This is a genomic window from Isoptericola sp. NPDC019571 (assembly GCF_044389385.1).
GTDB lineage: Bacteria > Actinomycetota > Actinomycetes > Actinomycetales > Cellulomonadaceae > Isoptericola > Isoptericola nanjingensis.
Map to the genome: position 1 here is coordinate 124,293 of NZ_JBIRXZ010000007.1, position 16,631 is coordinate 140,923.

General features: G+C 76.8%; 15 protein-coding genes and 1 tRNA gene. 7 read left to right on the top strand and 9 right to left on the bottom strand.

Annotation, left to right across the window (positions count from 1 at the left end):
• From ACH443_RS13870 to ACH443_RS13880, 3 genes are read right to left on the bottom strand one after another with little or no spacing between them, the layout of a single operon-like run.
• Complete coding sequence (locus ACH443_RS13870) at positions 1-465, bottom strand: MaoC family dehydratase (RefSeq protein ID WP_430556130.1); 465 nt, start codon at positions 463-465, stop codon at positions 1-3.
• Entirely contained in the window at positions 462-1,232 is a 771-nt protein-coding gene (gene fabG, locus ACH443_RS13875) for a 3-oxoacyl-ACP reductase FabG (protein ID WP_429763333.1), read from the bottom strand. Before fabG ends, ACH443_RS13870 begins: the two co-directional genes overlap by 4 nt.
• Entirely contained in the window at positions 1,229-2,368 is a 1,140-nt protein-coding gene (locus ACH443_RS13880; RefSeq protein WP_430590640.1) for a zinc-binding dehydrogenase, read from the bottom strand. The genes fabG and ACH443_RS13880 overlap by 4 nt, the downstream gene beginning before the upstream one ends.
• A gap of 270 nt (positions 2,369-2,638) precedes the next feature.
• On the opposite strand from ACH443_RS13880, the gene ACH443_RS13885 reads away from it, so the two are divergent.
• The 4 genes from ACH443_RS13885 to ACH443_RS13900 all read left to right on the top strand — a co-directional run bounded on the left by ACH443_RS13885 (position 2,639) and on the right by ACH443_RS13900 (position 10,155).
• Entirely contained in the window at positions 2,639-3,499 is an 861-nt protein-coding gene (locus ACH443_RS13885; RefSeq protein WP_430556133.1) for a hypothetical protein, read from the top strand.
• The gene (locus tag ACH443_RS13890) at positions 3,499-5,250 is read left to right on the top strand and encodes a DNA polymerase Y family protein (RefSeq protein WP_430590641.1); all 1,752 of its coding nucleotides are present in this window, start codon (positions 3,499-3,501) and stop codon (positions 5,248-5,250) included. Before ACH443_RS13885 ends, ACH443_RS13890 begins: the two co-directional genes overlap by 1 nt.
• Complete coding sequence (locus tag ACH443_RS13895) at positions 5,243-8,878, top strand: error-prone DNA polymerase (RefSeq protein ID WP_430590642.1); 3,636 nt, start codon at positions 5,243-5,245, stop codon at positions 8,876-8,878. Before ACH443_RS13890 ends, ACH443_RS13895 begins: the two co-directional genes overlap by 8 nt.
• A gap of 104 nt (positions 8,879-8,982) precedes the next feature.
• Positions 8,983-10,155, top strand: coding sequence for a glycerophosphodiester phosphodiesterase family protein (locus ACH443_RS13900; protein ID WP_430590643.1), 1,173 nt, complete (start codon positions 8,983-8,985; stop codon positions 10,153-10,155).
• Between the two features lie 12 nt (positions 10,156-10,167).
• Here the strand turns inward: ACH443_RS13900 and ACH443_RS13905 are convergent, their stop codons facing one another.
• The 3 genes from ACH443_RS13905 to ACH443_RS13915 form a co-directional block, all read right to left on the bottom strand.
• On the bottom strand, positions 10,168-10,608 hold the full coding sequence (locus tag ACH443_RS13905; protein ID WP_430590644.1) for an ArsR/SmtB family transcription factor: 441 nt from the start codon (positions 10,606-10,608) through the stop codon (positions 10,168-10,170).
• Complete coding sequence (locus tag ACH443_RS13910; RefSeq protein WP_430590645.1) at positions 10,608-11,258, bottom strand: SRPBCC family protein; 651 nt, start codon at positions 11,256-11,258, stop codon at positions 10,608-10,610. Before ACH443_RS13910 ends, ACH443_RS13905 begins: the two co-directional genes overlap by 1 nt.
• A 73-nt stretch (positions 11,259-11,331) precedes the next feature.
• Complete coding sequence (locus ACH443_RS13915; RefSeq protein ID WP_430590646.1) at positions 11,332-11,730, bottom strand: hypothetical protein; 399 nt, start codon at positions 11,728-11,730, stop codon at positions 11,332-11,334.
• A gap of 35 nt (positions 11,731-11,765) precedes the next feature.
• Here ACH443_RS13915 and ACH443_RS13920 point away from each other — a divergent pair, with 35 nt between their 5' ends.
• Positions 11,766-12,428 carry a hypothetical protein gene (locus ACH443_RS13920; RefSeq protein ID WP_430590647.1) on the top strand — a complete coding sequence of 221 codons (663 nt, stop codon included), beginning with the start codon at positions 11,766-11,768 and terminating at the stop codon, positions 12,426-12,428.
• 7 nt (positions 12,429-12,435) lie between these two features.
• On the opposite strand, the gene ACH443_RS13925 is transcribed toward ACH443_RS13920, so the two are convergent.
• Complete coding sequence (locus ACH443_RS13925) at positions 12,436-13,344, bottom strand: serine protein kinase RIO (protein ID WP_429763343.1); 909 nt, start codon at positions 13,342-13,344, stop codon at positions 12,436-12,438.
• Positions 13,345-13,569: 225 nt separating this feature from the next.
• On the opposite strand from ACH443_RS13925, the gene ACH443_RS13930 reads away from it, so the two are divergent.
• Positions 13,570-14,421: an MBL fold metallo-hydrolase gene (locus ACH443_RS13930; RefSeq protein ID WP_430590648.1), complete on the top strand. Its 852-nt coding sequence runs from the start codon at positions 13,570-13,572 to the stop codon at positions 14,419-14,421.
• 10 nt (positions 14,422-14,431) lie between these two features.
• Here ACH443_RS13930 and ACH443_RS13935 read toward each other — a convergent pair whose 3' ends face one another.
• A complete protein-coding gene (locus ACH443_RS13935) occupies positions 14,432-15,256 on the bottom strand; it encodes a metal-dependent hydrolase (RefSeq protein WP_430590649.1) in 825 nt (274 codons plus the stop codon).
• A 206-nt stretch (positions 15,257-15,462) separates the two neighbouring features.
• On the opposite strand from ACH443_RS13935, the gene ACH443_RS13940 reads away from it, so the two are divergent.
• A tRNA-Leu gene (locus ACH443_RS13940) sits at positions 15,463-15,547 on the top strand.
• 87 nt (positions 15,548-15,634) lie between these two features.
• Here ACH443_RS13940 and ACH443_RS13945 read toward each other — a convergent pair.
• Entirely contained in the window at positions 15,635-16,456 is an 822-nt protein-coding gene (locus ACH443_RS13945) for a hypothetical protein (protein ID WP_430590650.1), read from the bottom strand.
• Positions 16,457-16,631 lie beyond the last annotated feature (175 nt).

Sequence of the window (16,631 nt, forward strand, 5' to 3'; positions counted from 1 at the left end):
CTATCGCTCGGGGACGTACAGCGCCAGCGTCTGCGCGACGAGCGCCGGCTTGTCGACCCCCTCGATCTCGACCGTCACGGTCGAGGCCAGCCGCACGCCCTGGGCGACGGTCTCGGCACCCGTGAGCTCCGTCGTCGCGCGGATGCGCGAGCCGGCGGGGACGGGGTGCAGGAACCGCACCTTGTCCAGGCCGTAGTTCATCGCCATCGCGACGCCGCCCACCTCGACCAGCGACGACGCCAGCCGGGGCAGCAGGGACAGGGTGAGGAACCCGTGCGCGATCGTCGTGCCGAACGGGCCGTCGGCGGCGCGCCACGGGTCGACGTGGATCCACTGGAGGTCCTCGGTGGCGTCGGCGAACGCGTCGATGCGCTCCTGCGCGATCGTGAACCACTCGCCCGTGGCCTTCTGCCCGACGGCGCCGGCCAGCGCGGCGGGGGAGGAGACCTGGATGGCCGCGGTCACGCCTTCGGCCCGCCGGCGACGTAGAGCACCTGGCCCGAGACGAACGACGCCTCCTCGGAGCAGAAGAACGACACGGCGGCGGCGATGTCCTCGGGCTGCCCGACCCGCCCGACCGGTACGTCCTTGGCCGCCGCGGCGTGGAACTCCTCGGGCGTCATGCCGATGCGCTCGGCGGTCTCGGCGATCATGTCGGTCGCGATGACGCCCGGTGCCACGGCGTTGGCGGTGACACCGAACTTGCCCAGCTCGATCGCGAGCGTCTTGGTGAACCCCTGCATGCCCGCCTTCGCGGCGGAGTAGTTCGCCTGGCCCCGGTTGCCGAGCGCGGACGTGCTGGACAGGTTGACGACGCGGCCCCAGCCGGCGGCGACCATGTGCGCCTGCACGGCCCGCGTCGCGACGAACGCGCCGCGCAGGTGCACGCGCAGCACGGCGTCCCAGTCGTCCTCGGACATCTTGAACAGGAGGTTGTCGCGCAGGATCCCGGCGTTGTTCACCAGGATCGTCGGCGCGCCGAGCTCGTCCGTCACGCGCGCGACGGCGGCCTCGACCGCCGCGGCGTCGGCGACGTCCACGCCGAGGCCGATCGCGCGACCGCCGCCGGCGACGATGTCGGCGGCGGTCGCGGCGGCCTGCTCCTCCAGGAGGTCCAGGACGGCGACGGCGTGGCCGTCGGCGGCCAGCCGGCGGGCGGTCGCGGCCCCGATGCCGCGGGCGGCTCCGGTGACGACGGCGACGCGCGAGGTGGGGTCGGCGGTGGCGGTCATGCGGTGGTCCTCTCGTCGAAGGTGATGAGCTGGCGCAGCTCGGCGCCGGCGGCGAGCCGGTCCAGGGCGGCCGGCAGGTCCTCGAGCCCGATGCGGGCCGAGACGAGTGATTCGAGCGGCAGGCGGCCCGCGCGCCAGAGGTCGACGTACCGCGGGATGTCGCGGCTCGGCACGGACGACCCGAGGTAGGAGCCCACGACCGTGCGGGCCTCGGCCGTCAGGGTCAGCGGCGCGACGGACGCGCGGGCGTCGGGGCCGGGCAGCCCGGCCGTCACGGTGGTGCCGCCGGGCGCGGTGAGCGCGAGCGCGGTCTCGAAGGCGCGCGCCGAGCCGGCGGCCTCGACGACGACGGGCGCCCGCTCGCCGGCGTCGAGCGCCTCGTCGGGGGTGCGCGCGGTGGTGGCGCCGAGGCGGCGCGCGAGGTCGAGCTTGGCGGGCACCGGGTCGACGCCGAGCACCTCGTGCCCCAGGGCGAGCGCGACGAGCAGCGCGGCCATCCCGACCCCGCCCAGGCCGACGACGGCCACGCGGTCTCCGGGTGCCGGGCGGCCGGCGTTGATCACGGCGCCGCCGCCCGTGAGGACCGCGCAGCCCAGCAGGGCGGCGACGTCGGCGGGCACGTCGTCGTCCACGGGGACCACGGAGGTGCGGTGCACGACGGCGTGGGTGGCGAAGGCGCTGACGCCCAGGTGGTGGTGGACCGGCTCCGGGCCGCGGTGCAGCCGTACCGCGCCCCCGACCAGCGTGGCGGCGGCGTTGGCGGCGCTGCCGGCCGTGCAGGGCAGCCGGCCGTCGGTGGCGCAGGCTGCGCAGGCGCCGCACCGCGGCAGGAAGGTCAGGACGACGCGCCGTCCCGGGGCGATGTCGTCGGTGCCATCGGTGCCGTCGTGCGCCGCGTCGCCGACGGCCTCCACGATCCCGGCGGCCTCGTGGCCGAGGAGCAGGGGGACGGGGCGCTCGCGGCTGCCGTCCACGACGCTCAGGTCCGAGTGGCACAGCCCCGCGGCCTCGATGCGGACCAGGAGCTCGCCGGGACCGGGCGGGTCGAGGTCGAGCGTGCTGGTGCGCAGCGCCCCGGAGGTGGCGTACGGCGGGGGTGCTCCGGTGCGGTCCAGCACGGCGCCCACGATCTGCACGGTCGACCTCCTCGTCGCTGAGGGCCCCAGTCTGCTCCCGAGAGCCCGTCCATCCGACATACCGACTGCGCGGTATGTCGGCAGCAGCGTACACGAGCGAGGCGCCCGTGCGGCCGACCTGCGCGGTTGACAGCGGTCGCCGTCGCGACGTCTACTGGCAGTGTTCGAACAAGCGTTCGAACGACGACGGTCGTCGTGCTGTCGTCGTCTGGTCGTTGCTGGTCGCGGTCCGCCGGGCGTCGCCCGGCGTCCGGCTCGGGGGGAGGTCGCATGACGGTCGTCGCCCCGCCGCGTACCGCGGCCCGCTCCATGCCCGAGCCCATGCCCGAGCCCGAGCCCGAGCCCGAGCGACCGGTTGACCGCGCCGCCGTCGCGCGGGCCGCGCTGCGGGCGGCGGAGCAGCGCACCGGGAAGCGCGCCACCCCGCACTCCGCCCCCCGCGCAGGTCAGCGCGCCGACGGAGGCCGCGCGGCGGAGCCGGGCGGCCGCCTGCTGCCGGTCCACCCGGGGCTGGCGTCCCTCCTGCCCGAGGGCGGGCTGGCCGCGGGCACGGTGCTCGCCGTCCGCGGCTCGTCGACGCTGCTGCTCGCGCTGCTGGCCGAGGCGTCGCGGTCCGGCGCGTGGGTCGCGTTCGTCGGCACGCCGGACGTCGGGATGCTGGCCGCCGCGGACGCCGGGGTCGCGCTCGGGCGGACCGTGCTCGTCCCCGCCCCGGGCCCGGACGCGCCGGCGGCCCTCGCCGCGCTGCTCGACGGGATGGACGTGGTGGTCGTCGGCCCGGGCGCCGCCCTGCTCGACGCCGACCGGCGCCGCCTGGCCGCGCGCGCCCGGGAGCGGGGCGCGGTGCTGCTGGCGCAGGCGTCGTGGCCCGGCGCGCACGTCACCCTCGACGCACGGGGCGGCACCTGGTCCGGCGTGGACCACGGGGCGGGCTGGCTGCGCCGCCGCACCCTGCGCGTGCGGCGCACCGGTCGCGGGGCCGCCGCCCGGCCCGTCGAGATCGAGGTGGACGTGCCGCTGCAGGTCGAGCGGGTGGTCGGCGGCCCCGACGCCGTGGGCACCGTCCCGGGCGCCCACGTGCCCGCCGGGGCGCGCGGCCCCTCCGCGCCCGCCCGGCTGCGGGTGGCGTGATGACGGGCGGGAAGACGGCGTCCGCGGCGCCCGCGGCGTCCGCGACGACCTCGTCCGGGGCGACCTCACGGACGGCCGTCCTGTGGGTCCCGGACTGGCCGGTCGTGGCGGCGCTGGCCGGCGCCGGGCTGGACGCGCACGTCCCCGCGGCGGTGCTCGGCGCCCGGTCGGGCGGCGGGTCGGGCGCCGGGCACACCGTCGTGGCCGTCTCCGCCGTCGCCCGCGCCCAAGGGGTGCGGCGCGGGATGCGGCGCCGGCAGGCGCAGGAGCGGTGCCCCGAGGTGGCGCTGCTGGCGGCCGACGACGCCCGTGACGCGCGGGAGTTCGAGCCGGTGGCGCTCGCGGCCGAGACGGTGGTGGCGGGCCTGGAGGTGGCGCGCCCGGGGCTGCTCCTGCTGCCGGCGGGCGGGGCCGCGCGCTACCACGGCTCCGAGCTGGCCCTGGCGCAGGCCCTGGTGGGCGCCGTCGCCGCGCGCACCGGGCACGAGAGCCAGGTGGGCGTCGCCGACGGTCTGCTCGCGGCGGTGCTCGCCGCCCGCGAGGACGCCGTCGTGCCCCCGGGCGGCTCCGCGGCGTTCCTCGCCGACCGCCCCGTGGGGGAGCTGGTGCACGCCGTCTGCGACCCGGCCGGGGTGGCCGCCGTCCGGGAGGCGGCCGGGCTGTGGTGGCGGCTCGGCCTGCGCACCCTCGGCGACCTGGCCGCCCTGCCCGCGGCGAGCGTGCAGGCGCGCTTCGGCGACCTCGGCGCCTGGGCGCAGCGGCTGGCCCGCGGCGAGGACCTGCGCCCTCCGGCGCGGCGTCGCGTCGAGGAGGACCTGGCCGTCGCGGAGGAGCTCGACCCGCCCGCCCTGCGGGTCGACGTCGCGACCTTCGCCGCGCGCCGCCTGGCCACCGCGCTGCACGACCTGCTCGCCGTGCGCGGGCTGGCCTGCGGGCGGCTGCGGATCACCGCGCGCACGGCGGGCGTCGACCTCGGCGGGGACGACGTCGGCGGGGACGTCGGCGAGGACGCCGTGCTGGAGCGGGTGTGGCGCACGGACGACGCCGCGGCCGGCGGGATGAGCGCGGCGCGGATCACCGACCGGGTGCGGTGGCAGCTCGAGGGCTGGCTGACCGCGGCGTCCGCCCGGCGCGGGGGCGGTGCGGACGACCCCGTCGTCGCGCCGATCGCGCACCTGGCGCTGGCCGCGGAGGACGTCGTCCCGGCGACCACCCACCAGCCCGGCCTGTGGGGCGCGGACGCGGGCGAGGGCGAGCGTGCCCGGCGGGCGCTCGGGCGGGTGCAGGGGCTGCTCGGCGGGCACGCCGTGCTCACGGTGGAGCTGCAGGGCGGCCGCGGGCCCCGCGACCGGGTGCGGCTCGTGCCCTTCGGCACGGAGGGCGGCGCGGGCCGCGACCCCGGGCTGCCCTGGCCGGGCGCCCTGCCCAGCCCCGCGCCCGCCGGGCTGCCGGGCGAGCCGGTGCCCGCCCGGGTGCTCGACGCGGCGGGGCGCGACGTCGTCGTGGACGCCCGGCTCGCGATGAGCGGCGAGCCCGCCGCCGTCGCGTGCGGCGGCGGTCGTGGGGCGGACGGGGCGCAGGACGTCGCCGCGGTGACGGGGTGGGCGGGCCCCTGGCCGCTCGCGGAGCGCTGGTGGTCGGCGGGCGGGGGAGCGCGCCGCGTCTACCTGCAGGCGGTGCTCGACGACGGGCGGGCGCTGCTGCTGGCGCAGACCGGCGGCGTGTGGCAGGTGGAGGCCTTCTATGACTAGCGGGTACGCGGAGCTGCACGCGCACTCGGCGTTCAGCTTCCTCGACGGCGCGTCGCACCCGGAGGAGCTGGCGGCCGAGGGCGCGCGCCTCGGGCTGGAGGCGCTGGCCCTGACCGACCACGACGGGCTGTACGGGGTGGTGCGCTTCGCGGAGGCCGCGCGGAAGGTGGGGCTGCCCACCGTCTTCGGCGCCGAGCTGCACCTGCCCGCCCCGGTGACCCCCGGTGCGGCGCCGGGCACCGCCGGGAGCCGGCCGGTGCTCGACCCGCCCACCGGCGTCCCCGACCCGCGCGCCACCCACCTGCTGGTGCTGGCGCGCGGCGACCAGGGCTACCGCAACCTGTCCCGCTCGATCGCGACCGCCCACCTGGACGCGGGGGTCAAGGGCAAGGCCCGGTACGACCTCGAGGGCCTCGGGGCCGAGGCGGGCGGGGAGTGGCTCGTGCTCACCGGGTGCCGCAAGGGGGCCGTCCGACGCGCGCTCACCGCCCCCGCGGGCGGCGTCGACGCGGCACGGCGCGAGCTCGACCTGCTGGTCGCCACGTTCGGCCGGGACAACGTGGCCGTCGAGCTCACCGCGACGGGTGACCCGCGGGACGCCGACCTGCACGACGCGCTCGCCGCCCTGGCCCACGACGCGCGGCTGCCGGTCGTCGCGACCGCGAACGCGCACTACGCCCGCCCGCGCGACGCGGACCTGGCGGGCGCGCTCGCCGCCGTGCGGGCGCGCTCCTCGCTGGACGGCCTGGACGGCTGGCTGCCGGGTGCCCCGGTCGCGCACCTGCGATCGGCCGCCGAGATGCGGGCCCTGCACCGACGCCACCCGGGGGCCGTCACCGCGGCGGCGGTCCTCGCGGCGGAGTGCGCCTTCGACCTGCGCCTGGTGGCGCCGAACCTGCCGCCCTACCCGGTGCCGGCGGGGCACGACGAAGCCAGCTGGCTGCGCGAGCTGGTGCGGCGGGGGGCCTCCGACCGGTACGGCCCGCGGCCCGCCCCCGGGGTTCCCGGCGACGAGCGTGCCTGGGCGCAGATCGACCACGAGCTGCGCGTCATCGAGGACCTGACCTTCCCCGGCTACTTCCTCGTCGTCTACGACCTCGTGGAGTTCTGCCGCCGGGAGGGCATCCTGTGCCAGGGGCGCGGGAGCGCCGCCAACTCGGCGGTCTGCTACGCGCTCGGCATCACCGCGGTCGACGCGGTGAAGCACGGCCTGCTGTTCGAGCGCTTCCTCGCGCCCGAGCGGGACGGGCCGCCGGACATCGACATCGACATCGAGTCCGGGCGGCGCGAGGAGGTCATCCAGCACGTCTACGGAAAGTTCGGCCGGCAGCACGCGGCGCAGGTCGCGAACGTCATCTCCTACCGGCCGCGCTCCGCGGTGCGCGACGCCGCCCGCGCCCTCGGGTACGACGTCGGGCAGCAGGACGCGTGGAGCAAGTCCATCGAGCGCTGGGGGTCGCTCCGCGGGCCGGACCCGGTCAGCCCCGCGGCCGACGCCGCGGCGCAGGCCGCCCGGGCGGCCGCGGGTTCCGGCGGCTCCGGGGGCGGGACGCCGGCGAACCGGACCGCCGCCAAGGACGCGCGCACGGCGGCGCTGTGGGGCCCGACGGAGTCGCTCCCGGCGGGGGCCGGCCGGCCGCGTGCCGACCGCCCGCACCAGGGGCACCTGCCGGGGACCGGCCGGCGGGACTGGTCGCCGACGCTCGGCCATCGGCAGGGCGACCCGCACGGCCGCCGGCGCGTCGTCGACCCGCTCGCGACGGACGAGGGGGAGGTGCGCCGCGCCGACGACGCCCACGACGTCGTGCCCGCGCAGCGCCCGCCGTCGGCCGAGGAGGAGGGGCAGATCCCCGGCCCGGTGCTCGACCTGGCCGACCGCATGCTGCGCCTGCCGCGCCACCTGGGCATCCACTCCGGCGGGATGGTCATGTGCGACCGCCCGGTGATCGAGGTCTGCCCCGTGGAGTGGGCGCGGATGGAGGGGCGCACGGTGCTGCAGTGGGACAAGGAGGACTGCGCCGACGCGGGGCTGGTGAAGTTCGACCTGCTCGGCCTCGGGATGCTCACCGCCATCCGGTACGCGTTCGACTCGATCGAGCAGCACACCGGGGAGCGGCTCACGCTGCACGGCCTGCCCGACGACGACCCGGCGGTCTACGACCTGCTGTGCGCCGCCGACACCGTCGGGGTGTTCCAGGTGGAGTCGCGGGCCCAGATGGCCACCCTGCCGCGCCTGCGGCCGCGGACGTTCTACGACATCGTCATCGAGGTCGCGCTCATCCGCCCCGGCCCCATCCAGGGCGGTTCCGTGCACCCGTACATCGAGCGGGCGCGGGGTCGCGAGCCGGTGACCTTCCTGCACCCGCTGCTGGAGAGCTCCCTCGGCAAGACCAAGGGCGTGCCGCTGTTCCAGGAGCAGCTCATGCAGATGGCGATCGACGTCGCGGGGTTCAGCGCCGCCGAGTCCGACCAGCTGCGCCGGGCGATGGGCTCGAAGCGGTCGGTGGAGCGGATGGAGGCACTGCGCGGGCGGCTCATGGACGGGATGCGCGCGAAGGGGGTGGACGACCCGGCCGTGCGCGAGGAGATCTACGACAAGCTCAAGGCGTTCGCGGACTTTGGCTTCCCCGAGTCGCACGCCTACTCGTTCGCCTATCTCGTGTACGCGAGCTCGTGGCTCAAGGTGCACCACCCCGCCGCGTTCTACGCCGGTCTCCTGGCCGCGCAGCCCATGGGGTTCTACTCGCCGCAGTCGCTGGCCGCCGACGCGCGCCGGCACGGGGTGCAGGTGCTGCGGCCGGACGTCAACGACTCGCGGGCGCTCGCGGGCGTCGAACGGCGGTCTTCCCCGGCGGCCGAGCCGGTCGCGCCCCCGGGCACGACCGGCGACGACCAGGGCTTCGGCCCGCCACCCGACCCTGCGCTCGCGGTGCGGCTGGGGCTGTCCGCGGTGCGCGGCATCGGCGACGAGCTGGCCGAGCAGATGGTCGCCGAGCGGACCGAGCGCGGACCGTTCCGCGACCTGCGCGACCTGGCCCGCCGGGTGGGGCTCAGCACCGCGCAGCTGGAGGCGCTCGCGACCGCCGGCGCCACGGAGGGCCTGGGCGCCGGGCGACGCGAGGCGCTGTGGGCGGCGGGGGCCCTCGGCCAGGAGGGGCCGGGCACCCTGCCGGGCGTGTCCGTCGGGGTCGACGCCCCGACGCTGCCGGGCATGACCCCGGTCGAGACGGACGTCGCCGACGCCTGGGCCACCGGCATCACACCCGGCTCGACGTCGCCGCTGGAGCACGTGCGCGAGGGCCTGGAGAAGGCGGGGGTGCTCACCGTCGCGGGGGTGTGCGCCACGGAGCCCGGCCGGCGGGTGGCGGTGGGCGGCGTCGTGACGCACCGGCAGCGCCCGGGCACGGCGGGCGGCGTGACGTTCCTGTCGCTCGAGGACGAGACGGGGCTGCTCAACGTTATCTGCACGGCGGGGCTGTGGCGTCGCTTCCGGGCCGTGGCGCGCGGCGCCCCCGCGATGGTGGTCCGGGGCCGGGTCGAGAAGGCCGACGGCGCCGTCAACCTGCTCGCGGAGCACCTCGCGCCGCTGCGGCTGCCCGTGTCCACCCGGTCGCGGGACTTCCGATGACGCCCCCGGAACCTGCCGGCCACCCCCGGGGAGTTCACCGGGCCGTCGGCGACACGCCGTCGCGGGGCCACCCGCGGGTCACCGCGGGCACGCAGGCTCGGCGCATGCGCACCCGTCGCCCCGCAACCGCCCTCGTCAGCGCCTTCGTCAGCACCGGAGTCGCCGCCGCCCTCCTGGCCACGGGCGCCGCGCCGGCCGTCGCGGGGCAAGGGCATGGGCATGGGCATGGACCCGGGCACGGGAGTCCGCGCGCCTTCGACCTGCAGGCCCACCGGGGCGGCGTGGCGATGACGGTGGAGAACACGCTGCCCGCGTTCGCGAACGCCCTGGAGCTCGGGGTGAGCACCCTCGAGCTGGACGTGCAGATCACCGCCGACGGGTACGCCGTGGTGACCCACGACCGCGACCTCAACCCCGACAAGTGCGTGGACACGGGGCCGGCGTTCCCCGGCGACCCGGAGTACCCGTACGTGCCCGGGACGACGTACGTGAAGGACCTCACGCTCGCCCAGGTCCGCACCGTCGACTGCGGGTCCCTGCGCCAGCCGCAGTTCCCCGGCCAGGAGCTGCACCCGGGCGAGCGGATCCCGCTGCTCTCGGAGGTCTTCGACCTGGTGAACGACTACCGCGCCCGGAAGGTCACGCTCAACGTCGAGACCAAGGTCGAGGCGGGCGCGCCGGAGCAGACCGCGCCGCGCGAGCAGTTCGTGCAGGTCGTGGCCCGGGAGGTGCGCCGCGCGCGCCTGGTCGACCAGGTGACGGTCCAGAGCTTCGACTGGGGCTCCCTGAGGCGGATGCGCGAGGTCGAGCCGCGCCTGCCGCTCGTGGCCCTCACCAACGGCCAGCAGTTCCTGCAGCAGGGCCTGCCGGGCGCGTCCCCGTGGCTCGGGGGCCTCGACATCGACGACTTCGACGGTTCGCTCCAGGAACGGTTCGTCGCCGCGGCCGCGTCGTTCGGCGCCGACGCCGTCTCGCCGGTGCACGGCGACCCGCAGGGCGGCGGCGTCGACGACCCCGGGTACGTGCCGTTCACCACCCGCGAGCTGGTCGACGCGGCCCACGACGCCGGGATGCGGGTGGTCCCCTGGACCGTGGACGACCCCGCGACGATCGAGTCCCTGCTCGACCTCGGCGTCGACGGCCTCATCACCGACGCCCCCGACGTGCTGCGCGGCATCCTGGCCGAGCGTCACCTGAAGCTGCCCCAGCCGTACCACGAGCCGCGCCACCGGGCGGAGTCCTCGGCGGCACGGCCGGCTGACGCCCCGGGCGCCTGACCGGGCGCGTCGTCAGCCGGCGGCGCTCGTGGCGTCGTCCGAGCCGGCGCCGCCGGTCCCGCGCCGCCGCGCGCGACGGCCGCGGGCGACCTCGGTCGCGAGGGCGTCGAGCGGTTGCGCGAACGGGTCGCCGAAGCGCCCCAGCCACAGGCGCACGACGTCGAGCCCGGTGTCGTCGACGGCGTAGAGGCGGCGCGTGCCGTCGGCGCGCACGGTGACGAGGCGCGCGTCGCGCAGCACCCGCAGGTGCTGCGAGACGGCCGGCTGCGAGATGCGGGCCTCCGCCCGCAGCGAGTCGACCAGCGCTCCGGCGGGCCGCTCGCCGTCGGCGAGCAGCTCGAGCAGGCGCCGCCGCACGGGGTCGCCCAGCGCCTCGAAGGGCCCCCGCAGCGCGTGCCGCTCGCCCCCCGGGACCTCGGAGGGTGCTCCCGCCGACGCCGCAGCGTGCGGCATCAGCCCTCCGGCACCGTGGTGTAGAAGGCGACGGTGCGCTCGGCCGCCGCGCGGGCGGCGACCGGGTCGTCACCGTCGGCGATCGCAGCGTCCGCCCAGCCCGCGGCGGCGAGCCGGGAGAACGTGACGCCCTCGGGGGAGAGCGACCAGGCCTCCGCAGCCTTCGGGTCGATCGCGCCGGTCGGGTCCGCGACGTGCAGCCCCAGCCCCATGAGCCCCAGGTCCCAGCCCACGCCGGTGGCGCCGGGGCCGTACTGGTCCCAGAGCTCCTGGGGGACGACGGCCTCGTGCACGAGCTCGAGGACGGTGCCGTCGCCGTCCTCCGTCAGGGCGATGGTCAGCCACGAGACGGAGCCGCCGAACTCCCAGGTGACGGCGAAGCTCGCGGGGGCGTCGCAGCGCTCGACGGTGCCCCCCGCGTTCCCCTCGAGCTGGTAGCGGCCGCCGACCGTCAGGTCGCCGCTGACGGGCAGGAACCAGCGGGGGATGCGGGCGGCGGACGTGACCGCGTCCCACAGGTCGGCCCGGTCGGTGGCGTAGGCACGGCGGGCGACGGCGATCTTCGTCGGCGCGCCGTCGCGCTCGCCGCTGCGGATCTCCCGCGCCACGAGACCTGCGGTGGCGACCGGGTCGATGGTGATGGTGGTCATGGCGACCCTCCTTCGTATAAGTGGATGCTTATATATAACCATGCGACGACGCCGCGCGGAAGAGGGCGGGGAGTCAGCCCAGGGGAGCGACGACGCAGACCTCGAAGGTCCCGCGTCCCCGCCGCAGGAGATAGCGGCACCTCTCGTCGGCGATCTCGGCCGCGAGCTCGTCCCGGTAGGACCAGCGGACCTCGACCCAGAGCAGACCCCAGCCGACCTCCTCGAGGGCGACCAGCTCGGGCAGCACCGCGACGGCCTCGCGCGCCCGCGCGGCGACCGGGCGGTCCCTGGACAGGTCGAGCACGTCCTCGGGCGACGCGAGGAGCGTCGAGCTCTCCTGGCCCACGAGCAGGGCGGGCAGGTCGTAGCGGTCGGTCACCGCCTCGAGGTCCTCCGCGCCGAGCACCAGGCCCAGGTCCGCGAGGAAGGAGGACATCGCCTCGCCGTCGTACGAGCCCGCCGGATTCGCCATCCGTTCACGGTAGCCCCGTGCCATGATCAGCGCTCATGAGCTGCCGTCGCGGGCGGGGCCTGGTGCTCACCGTCGCCGTCCTGCCGGTCGTGTGCCTGTCCGTGAGCGCGTGCGCCGGGCTGACCGGGGGCACCGAGCCGGCGCCGTCCGGGTCCTCCGACGCCCCCGCGACCGAGGAGCAGATCGCCGAGGCGGCCCAGGCGTGGGGTGCCGCCCCGCGGTACGTGCTGACGACGTCGGCCGCGGGGTTCGAGGCGGTGCCGATCGCCGCCGGGGTCCTCGGGTCGGACGGCTTCTCCCTCCAGTTCAGCGGCGGGTCCGGGCGCACGTTCATGCTCTCGGCCGTCGAGGGCTCCATGACCGCGGGGGACTGCGGCGAGGGCACGGTCATGGACGTCGGCGGGGGCGAGGTGGGCGGGCCGGTGACGTGCACGAAGGAGGGCGGAGCGTTCCGGCGGATGGCCGGGGACGCGGAGGAGTACGTCGTCCTGCGCGACGGCGCGCTCGTCCGGGTCTCGGGGAGCGCCGCCGACCACGAGGTGCTGCGCGAGGCGGCCGCGAACATCCGCCCGCCGACGAGCGGCGAGCTGGCCGCGCTCGTCGCGGGCACGCCGCGGGACCAGGGCTCGCCGGTCGAGCGCGGCGACCTACCGCCCGGCGACGGAGCCCCGGACAACTCCGTCGGCGCGGGCGGCTGACGGGCGCTCACCACGCCTGCGCGAAGACGTCCGCGAAGAGCTCGTCGGGGTCGACGTCGAGGCCGCGGGACGCGAACCACGTGCACACGTTGCGGCAGTCGCGGTGCAGCAGGTCCGCGCCGAACGGGTTGGCCACGAGGTCCACGACCTGCGGCAGGTCGATGATCACGAGCCGCCCGCCGTCGTCGGCTCCCTCGGAGAGGCCGTCCACGAGGATGTTGTACGGCGACAGGTCTCCGTGCGCCCAGCCGAGCCGGGCGATGACGCCCATGCCGTGCCGCAGCTGCTCGAACCAGTCCGCGAGGTGCGCCGGATCGGGCCGGGTGCGGGCGAGGCGCGGCGCGGCCTCGGCCGTGCCGTCCGCCGACTCCCGGCCGACGAACTCGAGCAGCAGCTCGGTGCCGTCGATCTGCACCGGGTAGGGCACGGGCGCACCGGCGTCCCACAGGCGGGACAGGGCGAGGAACTCGGCGTCCGCCCACTGGGTCGCGGCGACGGCCTTGCCCCACGACGACTTGCGGTCCTCGATGGCGCGCTGGTCGCGGGTGCGGCGCACGCGCCGTCCGTCGGTGTACTCGCCGTCGCGGTGGAACTGGCGGTGGTCGCGACCGCGGTACCGCTTGGCGGCGAGCAGACTGCGACGGGTCGGGTCGTCGGGCACGGCGCGCTCGACGAGGAAGACGTCCGCCTCCTTGCCGGTCTTGAGCACGCCGAGCTCGGTGTCGAGGGCGGCGTCGGCGGTGACGACCCAGTCGGGCACGGGCTCGGGGCCGCGCTGGCCCTTGGTCACGGAGGTCCAGGTGGACCACCGCTGGTCGGGGCCGGGCTCCACGGGGAGGTCGCCGTCCGCGGCGACCGAGAAGGCGGCGAAGGACGACGAAGAAGAAAGGGAAGGGGAAGGGGTGTGCTGGTGCACGCGAGACTCCTGCTCAGGTCGAGGAGCTCGAGCGGCCCCTCAGGATCGGGTGGTGTCCGCCCGCCGGAGAGCCTCCGGGAGGGCGTGCATGACGACGTCGTCCATCGCTCTGCCCTCCTTCGCGTGCGGGCCCGCGTCGATCGCGTGCCGCTTGCGGGGAGCATGGCAGGAGCGGGTCACGGCGGTCCACGTCTTTTTCGCCTTCTCGGTCCATAGGGTGCGGGGATGGGGTTCGTGCCGGTCGTGGAGGGTGTCCCGGGCGTCGAGGACGTCCTGGTCCGCACCGCCCGCCGCCTGAGCACCACGACGACCCTGGTGCTCGCGCCGCCCGGGTCCGGCGACGGCGCCCGGGCGGCTCTCCTGGTCGACCCGGCGTGGGAGCCCGACGAGCTGGTGGCGGTCGCCGACGGGGTGGACGCCCGGGGCGGCCGGGTCGTCGCCGGGTACGCGACGCACGCCCACCACGACCATCTGCTGTGGCACCCGCGTCTCGGGCTCGACGTGCCGCGCTGGGCGACGGCGCGGGCGGCGCGGGTCGCGCGCCGGGAGCGCCCGCGGCTGCTGGCGGAGGCGCGCGCCGACGCCGAGCGCTACGGGGGAGCCGGGCACCCTTCCGAGGTCCTCGACCTGCTCGGGCGCGTCGCCCCGGTCCCGGCGACCGAGCGCGGGGTCCCCGACCCGGACGGCGTCCTGCCGCCCACCGAGCTCGTGGTCCACGACGGCCACGCCCCCGGGCACGGGGCGCTCTGGCTGCCGCGCAGCCGGGTGCTGGTGGCGGGGGACGCGCTGAGCGACGTCGAGCTCCCGCTGCCGCTCGACGAGATCGCCGGCGGGGGCGCGGAGGGGAGCGTCGAGCGCTTCCTCGCCGGGCTGGACCGGCTCGCGCCGTTCGCGGCCCGGAGCGCCGTCGTCGTGCCGGGGCACGGGTCGCCCACGGCGGACGCGGTCGCTCGCCTCGACGCCGACCGGCGCTACCTCGACGCCGTGCTCGGCGGGCGCGTCGTCGACGACCCGCGCCTGGGCCTGCCCGGCGCCGCGGAGGAGGACGGCCGGCTGCGCGCCGCGCTGGCGCGCTGACCCGGGGACGTCAGCCGCCGACCGCCCCCGCCCAGGCGGTGACCTGCTCCCACACCGGCTGGGTGTCGAACCCCATCTGTCCCAGGGCGGCCCAGGCCACGCCGACGACGGCGTAGAGGCTGACCGGCGTCATGACGAGCCACTCCCGCCACGACCCGGCGTCGCCGAGGACGGGCAGCGAGAGGTTGCCGCCGTCGCGCCACACGTCGTCGAAGGGCAGCACCCGGTAGCGGCGCACCCAGTAGGGGGAGCGGAACTTCAGCGGCCACAGGAGGGGGACGCCGGCGGTGGTGACGAGGTCGCCGAGCACGTGCACGGTGCAGCCGAGGGCGACGGCCCACGGCATCCAGTTCCACTCCTCGGGCGCGAAGACGGCGACGCACGCGGCGAGGAGCAGCGACAGCGTCCAGGTCCACCAGCGCTTGCCGCCCGTCACCTTCCAGGCGCGCAGGGCGAACGCGATGAGCAGGACCGCCATGACGCCGGGGCCGACGAGCACCTCGCCGAAGGCCTCCGTGCTGATGGAGACCATGCCCATCACCCAGGCGATCGCGGTGAAGACGGCGATGCCGAGGATGGAGTGGGTGCCGTTGCGGTGCCCGCCGGACACGGTCGCGACGAGCTTGGAGACGCCCTCGGAGACCGGGGGCAACGAGTGCGCGATGGTGCCGGAGTGGTGGTCGGCGTCGGGCAGCAGCGCGGCGCCCGCGCAGACCAGCGCGCCGGTCATCACCCCGACCTCGGAGACGGGGTGCCAAGCGAACGCGAACGGTGCCGTCGACGTCACCGCGACCCAGGCGGCCGCTCCCGACGCGGCGTGGTGCCCACCCATCATGACGTCGTCGTTCTCCTGTCCGGTCGTGCTTGTCCAGTTCCGCACCCTTGACCGGTTGGTCCGGGCCGGGCAGGACGCTACACGCCGCCGCCGACGCCCGGGCCCGTGACCAGCGGGGCGACGTCGCGGTTTGCGAGAGCACGCCCCCGCCGTGCTATGTTTTTCCCCGCACCGAGACGGCGCCGAGGCGCTGTCGAGGTCCACTCGTCCGGGTGGCGGAATGGCAGACGCGCTAGCTTGAGGTGCTAGTGCCCTTTATCGGGCGTGGGGGTTCAAGTCCCCCTCCGGACACTCGTTGAGACAGCGACGAACAAGCCCCCGGGGTCCACAACCCGGGGGCTTTTTCGTGCCCTCGCACGTCGTCACGGCACGTGTGCGTCACACCGCAGCGGAGCGCGCGGCGAACGCGGCGAGCGCCGCCCGGGTCTTCGTCTCCTGGGGCGCGCCGAGGTCGACGCCCCGGCTCGTCAGGAACACCTTCGTCTCGGCCGCCGCCTGGAAGGCCGCGGCCGGCGCCGCCTTGGTGGACAGCTCGAGGATGCGGTCGCCGTCGGGCAGGAACCACAGCTCGGCGGTCAGGCGCCGCGGCAGCCCCTCGGGCGCGAACCGCGCCTTGAGGAGGGTCGTCGGACCCAGCACGCGCAGGTCGTCGAGCGTGACCCCGGCCGGGAGGCGCGGCTCGAGCAGCGAGCGCTGCGTGCGGTCGAGCAGGCCGGGAAGGCGGCCGACGTCGTCCAGCAGGGCCCGGACGTCGTCGTCGGGGAGCCGCCGCGTCGCCGAGCACGAGCAGGTGAAGCCGGCGGGCGACGCGTCCACCTCGACCTTGAAGCCGTCCGCCCGCCGCACGGTCGCCGGGACGTCCGCCGGCAGCATCGGTCGCACCTTCGCGGTGAGGTCGCCGTCCTTGCGCTGCGTGCGCCGGGCGCGGACGACGAGACCGGCGGTGGACAGGTCGAGTGCGGGTGTGTCGAAGAACACGACCTGGCGGATCGTCGCGTCGAGCGCGTCGATCCCGAGCCGGTCGAGCACCCGGCGGTGGTCCGCGCCGGGCACGGTGAGCTTCAGCTCGACGGCGTCGACCTCGGGCAGGACGGCGAGGACCGCGGCGAGGGTCTCGGCGTCGTACGCGGGCATCGGCGCGGGCGGCGACGGCGGAGGGGGCGCGGGGTCGCTGCCGGGCTGCGGGGACGTCCGGGTCATGGTGGGCTCCTCCTGTCGCCGGGCGACGTGCGTCCATCGTCCGGCGGCGGCGCACGTCGCGCACCGGCCCACCGGCCGGCCGGGAGAAATTCACCAGGAAGTTCACCCCGGCAGGCGGCGCGCGTCGTCCTCCCACGACGGGTGGGCACCGTGCGGCACACTGGGCGGACGAGCG

Coding starts and splice junctions, on each gene's coding strand:
- ACH443_RS13915 (WP_430590646.1), bottom strand. CDS start 11,730: ATGGCGAATCCGGCGGGCTCGTACGACGGCGAGGCGATGTCCTCCTTC.
- ACH443_RS13930 (WP_430590648.1), top strand. CDS start 13,570: ATGGGGTTCGTGCCGGTCGTGGAGGGTGTCCCGGGCGTCGAGGACGTC.
- ACH443_RS13910 (WP_430590645.1), bottom strand. CDS start 11,258: ATGACCACCATCACCATCGACCCGGTCGCCACCGCAGGTCTCGTGGCG.
- ACH443_RS13935 (WP_430590649.1), bottom strand. CDS start 15,256: ATGATGGGTGGGCACCACGCCGCGTCGGGAGCGGCCGCCTGGGTCGCG.
- ACH443_RS13945 (WP_430590650.1), bottom strand. CDS start 16,456: ATGACCCGGACGTCCCCGCAGCCCGGCAGCGACCCCGCGCCCCCTCCG.
- fabG (WP_429763333.1), bottom strand. CDS start 1,232: ATGACCGCCACCGCCGACCCCACCTCGCGCGTCGCCGTCGTCACCGGA.
- ACH443_RS13900 (WP_430590643.1), top strand. CDS start 8,983: ATGCGCACCCGTCGCCCCGCAACCGCCCTCGTCAGCGCCTTCGTCAGC.
- ACH443_RS13890 (WP_430590641.1), top strand. CDS start 3,499: ATGACGGGCGGGAAGACGGCGTCCGCGGCGCCCGCGGCGTCCGCGACG.
- ACH443_RS13905 (WP_430590644.1), bottom strand. CDS start 10,608: ATGCCGCACGCTGCGGCGTCGGCGGGAGCACCCTCCGAGGTCCCGGGG.
- ACH443_RS13920 (WP_430590647.1), top strand. CDS start 11,766: ATGAGCTGCCGTCGCGGGCGGGGCCTGGTGCTCACCGTCGCCGTCCTG.
- ACH443_RS13895 (WP_430590642.1), top strand. CDS start 5,243: ATGACTAGCGGGTACGCGGAGCTGCACGCGCACTCGGCGTTCAGCTTC.
- ACH443_RS13885 (WP_430556133.1), top strand. CDS start 2,639: ATGACGGTCGTCGCCCCGCCGCGTACCGCGGCCCGCTCCATGCCCGAG.